We start from the raw sequence: 13,537 nt of genomic DNA on the forward strand, positions 1-13,537 counted from the left end.
TTTAAATTGTTAAAGAGCTTTCTTCGCTGTTATCTACTTGAGATAACTCGGTCACCGTTTTGGCTTTCCGTTGAAGAGGTGCGCATTATAGGGCAGCTCAGTTCATTAGCAAGCATTTATTTTAATAATTTTAAAAAAAGACATCAAACGCTTATTTTTCACTCAAAAACGCACTATTTGTTTACTTTTTAAACTAAAAATCATCGTTAATATACGTTTTTCATCTAACTCGAGACAGGAGATTCTTGTCATTAACGATAAAAATAGATTCTAGTCAGCTAATAACTATATTCCTTGGTTTTTCTAGTTTGAGAAACCATTGTCATTTTCTTTTTAAAGCTTGCTTCCAAGTTTTGTAGAAAACCAGAATTCAACAATGGGTGAACTTTTGCTGAAACCGATAAAACAATATCGACATTCGGTAATGAAGGCATGTCTTCAATAATTCTCAGACCATCACCAACACTTAACCTCCCCATCGCCCCAACTGCTAAGCCATGTTTAACCAACGCTCTTTGAGCAGAAGCCGTATTACAACATGCTAACAGTTGGAAATTTACTCCTCGCTTGGTTAAACCATCGATGGCAGCAGCGTGGTATTTACAGTCAGTTTGAAATAAGGCAAGTGGTAGCGGCTCATATTTGGGTATTTGATAACTTGGCGCTGCAATCCAAACGCCTTGATCGCAAGTTAGCCAATAGCCTTCCTCAGAATTAGGCTGACGAGTTAAAATAGCGGCATCAATTTTACCTTCATCTAGCCATTTCCTTAACGTCATACTGGTTTCACTGTAAATATGAATAGAACAACGTGGATCAGCTTCTTTAATTATCGAAACAATAATGGGTAAAATAATGTCGTTATAATCTTCAGGGCAACCTAAGCGTAATGAACGTTTACCTTGATTCTGCTTCAATTGGTTAAGAGTATTATCATGTAACGTAATAAGCTGCTTTGCTTGGCCACTCAGTTGTAACCCAGCCTCACTTAGTATGAGGTTTCGTCCATCCTTCTCAAACAACCCAGCACCGGTTTCCTCTTCAAGCTTTTTCATCTGCGCACTGAATGCCGATTGAGTACGGCATATTTGCTTCGCTGCTCTCGTAAAACTGCCCGTTTCAACAAAAGCTAAAAAACTTCTTAGTGCATCAATATCCATTTGATTTACTCATTACTTTTATCCATCACAATTTTTGATATCTGGTATTAAAACTATCCGTTAGTCACAAAACAAGCAATCCCCTAAACTCCAATTAACGGATTAAAATTTTTCATACTCAATAAGGATATCAATATGCATCTATATATAGGAAATCAAAACTACTCAAGTTGGTCGCTTCGTGGCTGGTTGATTTTCGCTCAATACAATCTAGACGTTGAAATTACAAAGTTAAAACTGTTCACTGATGAGTTCTATCAAACCTTAGAAAACATCACCCCTAGCGCAAAAGTGCCGGCTTTAGTTGACGAAAGGGCAACGGTATGGGATTCGCTAGCGATTTTAGAATACGTCAATGAAACGCATCTAAATGGTAAAGCATGGCCGGTGGATCCTATTGAACGTGCAAAAGCTCGCGCCCTTGCTTGTGAAATGCATTCTGGGTTTAGTTCAGTGCGTAATGAAATGCCAATGAACTGCCGTGCAATTCGTCGAGTTCACTTATCCAATTCAGCTCAAAAGGACGTAGCACGCATTGATGAAATTTGGTCACAACAAATGACCTTACACCCTGCTTCCTTTTTATTTGGCGAATGGTCGATTGCCGATGCCATGTACGCGCCTATCGCACTGCGATTTCAAACCTATCAGATCCCTATGTCGGATAAAGCACGAGAATATCAGTTGAAGATCCTCAATAGCCCAGCAATTCAACGTTGGTTAAGCGAAGCCAGTTTAGAAACCGATATCGTTATGGAAGACGAGGCTGGAGAGGAAGTGTTAATTATCCCTCAACATCAACCCCAATGATAACGGCATCCAGTCGCTAATATTCCAATTCGCAATCCATCAATTCTCCGTCTTGTTTGTAATTAGTTCAGCTGATTTTCAAGATGGGTGCCCTTCGACTAAACCTAATGTTTTGGCGGTGAATTTGTCAGGAGATGGGGCGATCTTACCCAGAGTATATTTCTGCACCATTAGCGGCTAAAATAAAAAGCCACCAGTTACTTGGTAATATCATTCGATACCAAGTAACTATAGAGAACAGCCATGATTGCGAACTAACCGTCGATTTATTGAATCGCTCTTCAGAACGCTTATTGGCAAATGGCCAGCAACTTAACTTACGCTTTAATCTTAATGAAATTCAACCAGTGAGAGCTTAACCATGACCAATCCATTGTATGTCTTTGACATGGATGAAACCTTAATTAATGCTGATTGCGCCATGTTGTGGCATGAATTCTTGGTTGAGCAAGGCATTGTAACTACCTCCGATTTTCTTGAGCAAGATAAAGCCCTAATGGCGCTATACGCTAAGGGGGAAATGGATATGCAAGATTATCTTAATTTCTCTATTGCGCCATTATCTCAACTCAACATCACACAAGTTGCTGATTTAGCCGATCAATGTGTGGAAGAGAAGATCCTACCTAAACTATTTCCGCAAGCCAAAATGTTAATTGAAGCGCTACACCAACAAAAAGTCACCATGTTAATCATTTCCGCATCGGTTTCATTTTTGGTTACAGCGGTCGCGAAACGTATTGGCATTCAGCATGCCATTGGTATTGATTTAGTCGAACGCAATTGCGGCTACACGCCAAACATATTAGGCACACCAAGTTATCAAGAAGGAAAAGTGGTTCGGCTACAACAGTGGAACAACAATCAATCTGAATCATTTTCAGAGATCCACTTTTATACCGATTCAATTAATGATCTCGCGTTATGTGAACACGCTGATTTTGCCTATTTGGTCAATCCATGTGAACGTTTAGTAAAACAAGCTCAAGGAACACCGTGGCAAATATTGAGCTGGGGCTAAAGTGGTAAACAAGCAGCATAAAGTTCTTCTACCCATTATGCTACTTTGTGCTTATTCTTATAGTAAGAAGAACAATCATTAAGTAAGGACGAACTATGCCACCGATTAAGCACTTAGCTTTACCTGCTGTTCTCACCACACTTCTTGCCGCTTGTGCTAGCACTCAACCTTTAGAAGACCAGTCAGGCACTAACCTAGTTGATACAACTCAACCAATTTATACATTGGTTAATTTGCATCCAGACCAACAACGTAAGCGTTTATACACGGTCAACTATCAACAAGATGGCTTGATCCCTCGTTGTACTCAAGTTGACTTACAAGATTACAGCAATAAATCGATCACCTTTAAAGAAACCAAAACTGACACTGTATATACCTTAATTCGTCATAAATCATCACCAGATTTTGCTAAATACTTACAAGGCTATTTTGGTACAGAATGCACCGCAACTAACAATCTCACACTAAGCAGTCTTGATAAAAAAGGCATAGGTCAAGGCAAAGCATTAACGGGCATGACCAAAGAAGGTGTTACGCTTGCGATTGGCTTTCCACCAGAACATACAACACCATCACTCAAAAATAACGAATGGATGTATTGGTCAAACCGCTGGAATAAATTCATTGTGATCTTCAATGACAAGGGTTTAGTTGAACGTATTCAAGATTAAATAAGAAGCATAAAAAAGGCCAAGCACATAACGTCTTGGCCTCCGCTTTCATCCTGAATGAATATTAACTATTTAACACCACACTCAGCTTTAATCACAGTGACTAAACGATCAACCGCTTCTGCTAGTTCTTCAACCGTTGCGTTGGTGAAGTTAAGTCGTAAAGCTGGAGTGATTTTTTCACCTTGTTGATAAAACACAGTGCTTGGAACGACCGCCACTTTATTTTTTAATGCGGCTTTGGCTAAAGCAAAATCATCACACTCAGGGACTGTAACCCAAATAAACATACCGCCTTCTACTTCATTAAACGCGCAGCCTTGTGGTAATTTAGCGCGAAGTTGTTCGGCAAGGCATTGGTAACGTTCTTGATAAATAGAGCGAAGCGTCGCAATGTGTTGGTCAAAATGTGGATGCCGCAGAAGATCCAATAGCACGGCTTGCATTGGCACACTTGAGTGTAAATCTGCACACTGTTTTACTTTGATAAGTGGCGCAATCCATTCATCTTTACCTGTCACCACACCCATACGCATACCCGGTGCAGCAATTTTAGAATACGAACGCAGTACCAAAGCTTGATCTGGGCAAAAGCTTGACACCAAAGGCAGCATTTCACCTTTAAAACGTAATTCACGATAAGGCACATCTTCTACTAAGGTTACGCCATATTGCTGACATAATTGCGCAACTTTATGACGAACCGCTAAAGACCAAGACACGCCTGTTGGGTTATGAAAATCTGGCACTGCGTAGAATAACTTTGGTGCTTGATTGGCAAAACATGCTTCTAATTCTTCAAGGTTTGGACCATCAGCTTGTTGTGACACACTGATCACATTCGCTTGAGCTAAACCAAAGACTTGCAGTGCACCTAAATAACTTGGTGCTTCCATTACCACTTTATCGCCTGGATTGACAAAGGCGCGAGCGATCAGATCCAACCCTTGTTGAGATCCGGTACACACTAAAGCTTGATGATTTTCAAGTAATTGGTATTGCTCACGAAAGTAATCTAAAAGCGGAGCGAAACCAGCCGTATGACCATATTGAAACAAGGCTGGACGTTCTGGAAGTGATTTTAGAGATTGTTCCATTAACGCAATTGGGAAAGTATTACCATCTGGCAAACCACCCGCTAAAGAAATGACGCCCTCAGCTTGAGCATCACTTAAGATTTCACGAATATAAGAAGGTTGAATTTGTTGCAATGCTTGGGTGAGTTCCATTTTCCAGCTCTGATTATAATTAGATTGCCGCTATTGTACGCCATCTTTCGTTATCGACAATATTAGAGGCTATATTTAGACAACAAAATGATAAATAGCTCACTACCTACCACGCCTTCCTCTACGTAATAGTAAGTTGTGATCATGCTTGAAATCGACATCTTGAAGTGACTTGGGTATACATACTCATCATGAATATGTTAGAAAAGATCCAATATGGACTCTTACCTTGTTAGATCGTTATGGAATCACAGCATCTGGCTATCAATCTTCGTCTTTTGTGCAGCTATGTAGGCAGCGTTGCAGAGTGTTGCCGAAAAATTGGTATCAATCGCCAGCAGTTCTCCAAATACCTTAATGGTAATACCCACCCATCGCTACAGAGCATCAACTCGCGTCACTATTTTGATCGTGCGTGAAAAATCATAAGCAACGAAAGTATTCTAACATTGCTACAGATCTCATTTTTTAATTGTCGTATTTTTCAGCACTTGAACATTAGCATTATTGTAATACAATAAGATTATATTGAATGCTAAAGATAAAGATCGTCTTTAGTAAAGGCTGACTAACCAAAGAGAACATCACACATGTCTAATAAAATTGCTTTTATTTCTGGTGCAACAGGTGGTATCGGTTTCCAAGTAGCGAAACGTCTTGGGCAAGATGGTTACACTGTTGTTCTTAACGGTATTGAAAACGACAAAGGTGCCGCTTGCGTAGCTGAGCTAAAAGAAGCTGGTATCGAAGCTGAGTATTACGGTTTTGACGTTACCGATGATAAGGCAGTGACTGAAAACATCACGGCTATCGGTGAGAAATACGGTAAAATTGACGTTGTCGTGAATAATGCCGGTGGCCTTGGTGGCCGTAGCCCAATGGAAGAAATGACAACGGAATTCTACCGCTTTGTTATGGCGTTAAACCTTGATAGCGCATTTTTTGTTTCTCGCGCTGCAATCCCATATTTAAAGAAAGCAGAAGGTGCTTCTATCATCAACTTTACTTCAAATGCGGGTTGGAATGCTGGTGGCCCAGGTGCAGGTATCTACGGTGTGTCTAAAGGCGCTGTTCATACTTTAACTCGCGCATTAGCAAAAGAACTAGCCCCTGCAGGAATTCGTGTTAACGCTGTATCTCCAGGTACTATCGATACTCCGTTCCACGCTCAAATTAAAGCAACCAAGCCTGAAGTATTTGCAACATGGAAAGACAGCATCATGTTAGGTCGCCTCGGTGAGCCAGAGGAAGTTGCATCGGTTATTTCTTTCTTAGCCAGCAAAGATGCATCGTTCATTACAGCAGAAACCATTCAAATTGGTGGCGGTCAAGCTTTAGGTATCTAATATCCAGGTCACTGCTAGCTTAGGAGTACATACTCAGCAAATTAAACAAGCCACTCCATTTTGAGTGGCTCTTTAAATATCGATCTTTAATGTGCATTATTCACACACTGCATCTAGCACCCATCACACAAAACCTACCATCAAAAATAGCACTTCGACTCCGCCTTACGTTAAACTAAGCATCCCAAATAAAATAGGTGGCATCAAATAAATGGATATGAGTGTCGGACAAGTCGCTAAGCGCGCGGGGATCAGTGTTGCCACCTTGCACTTTTATGAACAGAAAGGGTTAATTTACAGCAGTCGCAATGCCGGAAATCAACGTCGTTACCCTCAACAGATCCTGCGTCGTATTGCCGTGATTAAAGCTGCACAAAATGTTGGTTTAAGTTTGCAAGAAATTGCACAACAGTTATCTCACCTACCTAAACACCGAGCGCCTAAAAAGGAAGAATGGGAAGAATTAGCCCAAAGCTGGCAGCATCAATTAGACCAAAAAATTCAAAGCTTGAAAGCACTTCAAACACAGTTAGGCAGCTGTATCAATTGTGGGTGCTTATCATTAGAAAGTTGTGCTTTATACAACCCTGAAGATAGAAAGGCTATTTTACAACCCGGAGCTAAACTTTCTGCTGTCTCATCTTAAATACCATCCATAAAAAAGCCCCGCTATCTTTGCGAGGCTGTATTGTCAGGCATCATCTAAGTTGATGAGACAGTAATCAAACTGAGCGCCATAATAAATAAGGCGTGAATTATTTTTAAATAACTGACAACTCAATAGCGATATTACCACGAGTTGCATTTGAATACGGACAAACTTCGTGAGCTTTGTTTACCAATTCTTGAGCCGTTGCTTTATCAAGATCGCCAACATTCACTTCCAATTTCACTGCAATACCAAAACCGCCTTCGATTGGACCAATAGACACTTCAGAGTTGATGTGCGTATCTTTTGGTAAAGCAACTTTTGCTTGCCCAGCAACCAATTTTAATGCGCCAATAAAGCAAGCTGCATAACCTGCAGCAAATAACTGCTCTGGGTTAGTTCCTTGACCGTCATCACCGCCTAAACCTTTCGGAGTAGAAAGAGCAACATCTAAACGTCCATCATCAGATTTTGCACTACCTTCACGTCCACCAGTTGCCGTCGCTTTAGCGGTATAAGCTACACTTTGTAATGTTTTCATTTTGAATTCCTAATTGGGTTATAAAATACTTTGCATGCAAAATACTAGATCGAGATAAGATTAATTGCAAATATTTTGCATGCAAATTAAAATCAACTTCATCACGGCAATGGCGTGATTCAATATTACATAAACGAACATTACGTTATTTATTCAATGAGAATAGTCATGAAACATCCACAACTCAAACTCGACAACCAAATCTGTCATCGCTTATACATGGCATCGAATGGATTAATAAGAACTTATCGCGAGGCTTTATCAGAACTCGGTCTCACGTATCCACAATACGTGGTGATGATGGCTCTTTGGGAAAACGATAAGATCAGCATTACTGAGCTATTAGAAAAAACCGCTATTGATGGCAGCGCTATGACTCAAATATTAAAAAAAATGAGTGATAAAGGCTTATTGAATATTGTGAAATATGAGCATGACAAACGTAAAAGAACAGTAGAATTACAACCTTATGGTCATGACATGCAATCAAAAGCCGCTACCATTCCTCATACGATTCGCTGCCAGTTTCCAAGTTTAAGTGATGACGAGGCGCAACAAATGATTACCTTATTAGATAAAATCATTACCGATGTGAGATAACCAACGCTTAAAATATCACTATTTATGAAGCTTGCTCACTATTCATTATAGAGTGATTCGCTTCTTGAGAACTGATAGCAAAAGCAAAGTTATTTTTACCAGCTCTCTTAACCCCATACATTGCCTGATCAGCTAGTTGAATCAATTCATGTGGGTCTTTAGAATGAATAGGATATTGAGCAATACCGACACTCACGCTCACATTGACTCTAGAATCATATACATCAAACAATTCTGACGTCGCTTGAATCATTCTCTCGGTAATAACCGTAATAACATGGTTGTCGGTAATGTGGGTAAGCACAATTAAAAATTCATCCCCTCCAATACGAGCAACAGTATCGGTATCACGAACACAAACACACAGTTTCTCGCTAATTAATTTAAGTAATTCATCCCCTGTCGCATGTCCAAAAGTATCATTTACCGCTTTAAAACCATCAATATCAATAAACAGAACCGCCACTTGACAGTGATTTGATTGAGCCTTCAAAAGTGCAGACTCCAATCTTTCCATCATCAATGCTCTGGTAGGTAAACCCGTTAAATTATCGTGATGCGCAAGATGTTGAATTTTCTTTTTCGCTTCTGTGAGTGCGGTAATATCTTCTTTAACGGCAACAAAATGGCTGATATCACCATTCGTTTGTTTTACCGGCGCAATGGAAACTAACTCCCAAAACTCTTCTCCCGATTTTTTGCGGTTCAATAGTTGCCCACGCCATGCTTTACCACTATTAAGCTGTTTTGAAAGCTCAGCGTATTCTTCTGGAGATGGTATATTTGCGCGAAAAGTTGAGGTATGTTTACCTATGACTTCTTCTTTTTGATAGCCCATTTTCTCTAATGCTGCTGGGTTGATATATTCAATACGGCCATCGTTATCAGTAATCACTATCGACGATGCAGATTGGTCAACCGCCAACGACACCGTTCTTAATTTCGACGCTAGCATTGAATAGGTTTGCAAAACCAAGGTAATCGCTACCCCGCCGACAAAGAAAATACCGCTGAGATATAATAAGGTCGTAGTAAGACTATCTTGAATAACTGACTCTTGCGAAGGCAACATTAATGCCATAAAGCCGCGCATAAAATTGAGAAAAGCAAATAAACCAAAGATCGTTGCAACTGAAAGCCCTGCCGAACGTTTCGCTTTATTCTTATCGGTCAATAATGCTACGACAATACTGGTACACACCACGACGACAACAGCAGAAAACACAACAATCCGAATACTTTGGCTCTCTTCTATGTATTTAAAATAGTAAAAAAGGTAGCCCGCAATGGGGATAAGAGAGAAGTCTAGAAACAATAAAGGGGGGCGTTCACTAAAAACACGAATACCACGTAAAATAAAAAGGAAGCCGACTACATACAGTAAATTAGCCACCATCAATGAAACAAAATCAGGGACAAGATCACGTAAAGAAACCAGTATTGATGCCAGAGCGATACTCGACATACCAGCAGCCCAATAACCAACACCATTACGTTGCGTTTGAGATCGCCAAAGAAAAGCTAATGTAATGGCTGCTCCTGTGGCAATAATACCAATTACAACCAATAGAGTTCGATTATCAAGAATAAGCATAGGGTTCCAGGTGAATTATATTTTTCATCTCGGATGGTGTCCCAAACGACACCCACACATAAGTCATGGGAATGTCAATGATAAATACATTCAGCTTAAAAATCACTCTATATCTCTATTAGCGCCTAACTATCTCGCTATCTTTACTCAGCTTTACCGAGTTTCTATTGATTTCTTACTTTTCATATATATAGTAATCGCAATAATAATGATTATCATTAAGGAGTGGATATATATGAAACGTTTTATTCTTTTGGGATTAGCTGCAGCAACTCTAGCCAGCGCTTTTCCTCTTACCGCTAAAACCATCACGGTTGATCACATTATGGGATCAACCACAATAGAAACCTCACCACAGCGTGTTGTGGTCATTGGGGTTGGGGCATTAGATGCCATCGATGCGTTAGGCATAAAACCCGTAGCAGTTTCTAAAGGTGTGGTTTTTCCTTCATATCTTACTCAATATGATGATAAAAGCTTTGCTTCTGCAGGCACTATTTTTGAACCTGACTTTGAAGCCATTTATTCCCAAAAACCCGATTTGATCATTGTTGGACCGCGTAGCTCTAAACATTTCAAAGAACTCTCTAAAATTGCCCCAACTTTTGTGTTTGCTGTCGAAAATGGCACCGACTACTGGAAACACACCCAAGCAATTTGGCATGATCTTGGTGATATCTTTGATAAAGAAACCTTGGTAGACCAGACAATTGAAACGTTAAATCAACGTTTTACCGCGATTAAAAACTACAATCAAAGCCATAATTTGGATGCACTCATGTTGATGAGCTCTGGTGGCAACGTGACCTCTTTTGGGGAAGGCTCTCGCTTCTCAATCCTATATCAAGACTTTGGTTTTAAACCAACCATTGATGTAAGTGACAAAAAATCGGACAAAACTGGCGGCCATGGTCAACTTGTCTCTTACGAGCTAGTCAGCCAAGAAAACCCATCGACATTGTTGATTTTAGATCGTGATAAGCTTGTCAACAAAGGCAAAAGCACCACTCGCCAAGATTTTGATAATGAGTTAGTTAAATCAACCGATGCGTATAAAAATCATCGTATGGTGTATCTGGATATTCCAGCATGGTACGTGGCAAGCTCTGGCATTACCGCAACACAAACCATGATTGAAGACATTGAATCTTTAACCAAAACTCAATAATCAGACCTAGAGGTTGTTGTGACTAAATTGTTGTTTGTTTTAGTCTGCCTAAGTCTGTCTTCGCTGTTTGTTGGGGTGGGTAATGTCTCTATTGCCCACCTTATTAGCGGTGATGCCAATGCTTGGCAATTATTTGTCACCAGTCGAGTACCACGCTTGCTGTCCATTTTACTGGCAGGTAGCGGGTTGAGTATTGCTGGACTTATCATGCAGCAAATCAGTCAAAACCGGTTTGCAGCCCCGTCGACCTCAGGCACCATTGAATGCGCGATGCTCGGCTTTGTTCTTAGCTTAGTGATATTTGGCAACGGTGATCAACTGTGGCTTATTTTTGCTACTGCAATGCTAGGCACACTTTTCTTCGTTCATTTAATCCAACGCATCCAGTTTAAAAATGCCGTCTTCGTTCCGTTGATTGGCATTATTTTCGGCAATATCATCGCTTCAATGGCAACCTTTATTGCTTATAAATACGATGCCCTGCAAAACCTATCCGGCTGGGCGGTCGCCAACTTTGCCAATATTCTAGCCGGTAATTACGAACTGCTTTATATCGCTCTACCAGTCGCCATTTTTAGTTATTTATATGCTGCTCGAATTTCTGCAGTGGGCATGGGCAAAGATTTTGCAGTAAACCTTGGCTTGAATTATCAACAAGTGATGGTGATTGGTGTGGCATTAGTATCGATCATGTCGGCATCGGTAGTGATGATCGTCGGCCAACTGCCGTTTTTAGGTTTAATTGTCCCCAACCTCGTCAATCGCTTTTATGGTGATAACTTGCGCAAGAATATTCCTCGTACTGCTCTCTTAGGCGCAATTTTAGTACTTGCGTGTGATTTAGTTGGGCGTGTGATCATCTTCCCTTATGAAATTCCAATTTCTATGGTAATAAGCCTTCTTGGCGGCAGTGTGTTTATTTTCCTAGTGTTAAAAGGAATGAGACATGAACGCTAACTCAATGATCAAAAAACAAAAAATAAAAAAATCGATAACCGATAAACAAAAAATGATGGCCATGTTCATTCTCAGTGTGGTGATGGCTTCATTATTTATTGGCTATGGATTAACGGCCGATAATTATGAATACTTTTTATCTCGTCGTATCCCGAAGGTACTCGCCATTATCATTGCAGGATTTTCTATTGGCATTGCATCATTTTGTTTTCAAACCATTACCAATAACCGGATCTTAACGCCAAGTATTATGGGGTTTGATTCTTTATATTTATTAATCCAAGTCCTCGTGGTCAGCCTTTTTGGTGGCTTAAGCATCATGATGACCAACCCGGTGATCAACTTTTCTATCTCCGTAGTATTGATGATGTGCTTCTCTTTATTGTTGTTTTTGCTGTATTTCCGCTATTCAGCCAGCAACATCATCTCATTGCTATTATTAGGTGTGATTTTTGGACAACTGTTTGGCAGCGGCTCATCGTTTTTAACCATGCTGATGGACCCTGATGAATTCGCCACAGTACAAGCCAACATGTTTGCTAGCTTTAATAATATTCATGTTGAATTAGTCTATTGGACACTACCCATTTTGTTATCGGTCACCTTCTGGTTGTTTAGAATACATCGCACCCTTGATGTGTACTTACTCGATCAAGATAATGCCACCAGCTTAGGGGTTGATATTGCACGTACCACACGCACAGTGCTGTTGCTGTCTTCAATTTTGATTGCAATTTCGACCGCCTTAATTGGCCCTATCATGTTCTTTGGTTTGCTCATTACCAACCTCACACGTGAATGGCTAAAAACTTACCAACATAAGTACTTACTTACCGCTTGTGGCTTAATGTCCGTCGCAACATTATTAACTGGCCAATGGGTAATAGAGAAAGCATTTGGCTTTGAAACCACATTAAGCGTCATCATTAACTTTGTCGGTGGCATTTATTTCTTGTTCCTTTTATTACGTAATAAAGTGGTGTAACACTGATGATTGAATTAAAACAACTAACCAAATATTTTGGCGAACACCCTGTCGTACAAAATGCCAGTGCAGAATTTGAAAAAGGAAAAGTCACCGCAATTATTGGCCCTAATGGCGCTGGGAAAAGCACACTACTTTCCATGGCAGGCCGTTTATTAAAGCGCGATCAAGGCGAAGTCTGGATTGATGGACAAGAACTCGTTGATTGGGATACCAAAGCACTGTCAAAACGCTTATCCATTCTAAGACAAGCCAATACTGTGTCGTTACGTTTTACGGTACGTGAACTGATTTCATTTGGTCGCTTTCCTTACTGCCAAGGTAACTTGAAAGCAGAAGATAATGAAGTGATCGACAAAGCGATTGAATATGTTGATTTAGGGGCAATCCAATATAAATATTTAGATGAGTTGAGTGGAGGACAGCGGCAATTGGCATTCATCGCCATGGTAATAGCACAAGATACTGACTATGTGTTCCTCGATGAACCTTTAAACAACCTTGATATTAAACACTCTTTGCAAATCATGAGCACTATACGTCGCCTCGCTCATGAACTGAATAAAGCCGTAGTGATTGTGATCCACGATATCAACTTTGCTTCTTGTTATTCCGATACCATTCTTGCGTTAAAAAAAGGCGAGATCGTAGCAAAAGGCAGCGTGGAGCAAGTGATCGATTCACACGTTCTTGCGGATATCTATGAAACCCCATTTAACGTAATTGAAGTGGATGGCAACCGAATGTGTCTGTATTTCTCATAACCGGTTTTACCAGCATTAAGTCATCAAAAAATGCTTGCC

Annotated in this window: 14 protein-coding genes and 1 pseudogene; 11 read left to right on the forward strand and 4 right to left on the reverse strand. The window is 40.2% G+C overall.

Annotated elements, in window-relative coordinates; all coding sequences use genetic code 11:
• Positions 1 to 278 precede the first annotated feature (278 nt).
• Positions 279 to 1,160, reverse strand: coding sequence for a LysR family transcriptional regulator (locus tag A1QC_RS03230; protein ID WP_017025433.1), 882 nt, complete (start codon positions 1,158 to 1,160; stop codon positions 279 to 281).
• A 135-nt stretch (positions 1,161 to 1,295) separates the two neighbouring features.
• On the opposite strand from A1QC_RS03230, the gene A1QC_RS03235 reads away from it, so the two are divergent.
• The 4 genes and pseudogenes from A1QC_RS03235 to A1QC_RS03250 all read left to right on the forward strand — a co-directional run bounded on the left by A1QC_RS03235 (position 1,296) and on the right by A1QC_RS03250 (position 3,665).
• Positions 1,296 to 1,970, forward strand: a complete 675-nt coding sequence (locus A1QC_RS03235; RefSeq protein WP_017025434.1) for a glutathione S-transferase family protein — start codon at positions 1,296 to 1,298, stop codon at positions 1,968 to 1,970.
• Between the two features lie 128 nt (positions 1,971 to 2,098).
• Positions 2,099 to 2,329, forward strand: a pseudogene (locus tag A1QC_RS03240) (ABC transporter ATP-binding protein); the annotation flags it as partial.
• 2 nt (positions 2,330 to 2,331) lie between these two features.
• The gene (locus A1QC_RS03245) at positions 2,332 to 2,991 is read left to right on the forward strand and encodes an HAD family hydrolase (protein WP_017025436.1); all 660 of its coding nucleotides are present in this window, start codon (positions 2,332 to 2,334) and stop codon (positions 2,989 to 2,991) included.
• A 95-nt stretch (positions 2,992 to 3,086) separates the two neighbouring features.
• On the forward strand, positions 3,087 to 3,665 hold the full coding sequence (locus tag A1QC_RS03250) for a hypothetical protein (RefSeq protein WP_017025437.1): 579 nt from the start codon (positions 3,087 to 3,089) through the stop codon (positions 3,663 to 3,665).
• 68 nt (positions 3,666 to 3,733) lie between these two features.
• On the opposite strand, the gene A1QC_RS03255 is transcribed toward A1QC_RS03250, so the two are convergent.
• Complete coding sequence (locus tag A1QC_RS03255; protein ID WP_017025438.1) at positions 3,734 to 4,894, reverse strand: PLP-dependent aminotransferase family protein; 1,161 nt, start codon at positions 4,892 to 4,894, stop codon at positions 3,734 to 3,736.
• 590 nt (positions 4,895 to 5,484) lie between these two features.
• Here A1QC_RS03255 and A1QC_RS03260 point away from each other — a divergent pair.
• Positions 5,485 to 6,240: an SDR family NAD(P)-dependent oxidoreductase gene (locus A1QC_RS03260; protein ID WP_017025439.1), complete on the forward strand. Its 756-nt coding sequence runs from the start codon at positions 5,485 to 5,487 to the stop codon at positions 6,238 to 6,240.
• Positions 6,241 to 6,451: 211 nt separating this feature from the next.
• Entirely contained in the window at positions 6,452 to 6,886 is a 435-nt protein-coding gene (soxR, locus tag A1QC_RS03265) for a redox-sensitive transcriptional activator SoxR (RefSeq protein WP_017025440.1), read from the forward strand.
• A 115-nt stretch (positions 6,887 to 7,001) separates the two neighbouring features.
• Here soxR and A1QC_RS03270 read toward each other — a convergent pair whose 3' ends face one another.
• Entirely contained in the window at positions 7,002 to 7,430 is a 429-nt protein-coding gene (locus tag A1QC_RS03270; RefSeq protein ID WP_017025441.1) for an organic hydroperoxide resistance protein, read from the reverse strand.
• Between the two features lie 168 nt (positions 7,431 to 7,598).
• Between A1QC_RS03270 and A1QC_RS03275 the strand changes: the two genes are divergently transcribed.
• Complete coding sequence (locus tag A1QC_RS03275) at positions 7,599 to 8,030, forward strand: MarR family winged helix-turn-helix transcriptional regulator (RefSeq protein ID WP_017025442.1); 432 nt, start codon at positions 7,599 to 7,601, stop codon at positions 8,028 to 8,030.
• 22 nt (positions 8,031 to 8,052) lie between these two features.
• Here A1QC_RS03275 and A1QC_RS03280 read toward each other — a convergent pair whose 3' ends face one another.
• Entirely contained in the window at positions 8,053 to 9,624 is a 1,572-nt protein-coding gene (locus tag A1QC_RS03280; RefSeq protein WP_017025443.1) for a sensor domain-containing diguanylate cyclase, read from the reverse strand.
• A 235-nt stretch (positions 9,625 to 9,859) separates the two neighbouring features.
• On the opposite strand from A1QC_RS03280, the gene A1QC_RS03285 reads away from it, so the two are divergent.
• From A1QC_RS03285 to vctC, 4 genes are read left to right on the forward strand one after another with little or no spacing between them, the layout of a single operon-like run.
• Positions 9,860 to 10,792, forward strand: coding sequence for a siderophore ABC transporter substrate-binding protein (locus A1QC_RS03285; protein WP_017025444.1), 933 nt, complete (start codon positions 9,860 to 9,862; stop codon positions 10,790 to 10,792).
• An 18-nt stretch (positions 10,793 to 10,810) separates the two neighbouring features.
• Positions 10,811 to 11,749, forward strand: coding sequence for an iron chelate uptake ABC transporter permease subunit VctD (gene vctD, locus A1QC_RS03290; RefSeq protein ID WP_017025445.1), 939 nt, complete (start codon positions 10,811 to 10,813; stop codon positions 11,747 to 11,749).
• 34 nt (positions 11,750 to 11,783) lie between these two features.
• Complete coding sequence (locus tag A1QC_RS03295) at positions 11,784 to 12,734, forward strand: iron chelate uptake ABC transporter family permease subunit (protein ID WP_026025857.1); 951 nt, start codon at positions 11,784 to 11,786, stop codon at positions 12,732 to 12,734.
• A gap of 5 nt (positions 12,735 to 12,739) precedes the next feature.
• Entirely contained in the window at positions 12,740 to 13,498 is a 759-nt protein-coding gene (gene vctC / locus A1QC_RS03300) for an iron chelate ABC transporter ATP-binding protein VctC (RefSeq protein ID WP_017025447.1), read from the forward strand.
• Positions 13,499 to 13,537: the final 39 nt, after the last annotated feature.

It is taken from the genome of Vibrio rumoiensis 1S-45, assembly GCF_000286955.2.
GTDB classification, from domain to species: Bacteria; Pseudomonadota; Gammaproteobacteria; order Enterobacterales; family Vibrionaceae; genus Vibrio; species Vibrio rumoiensis_A.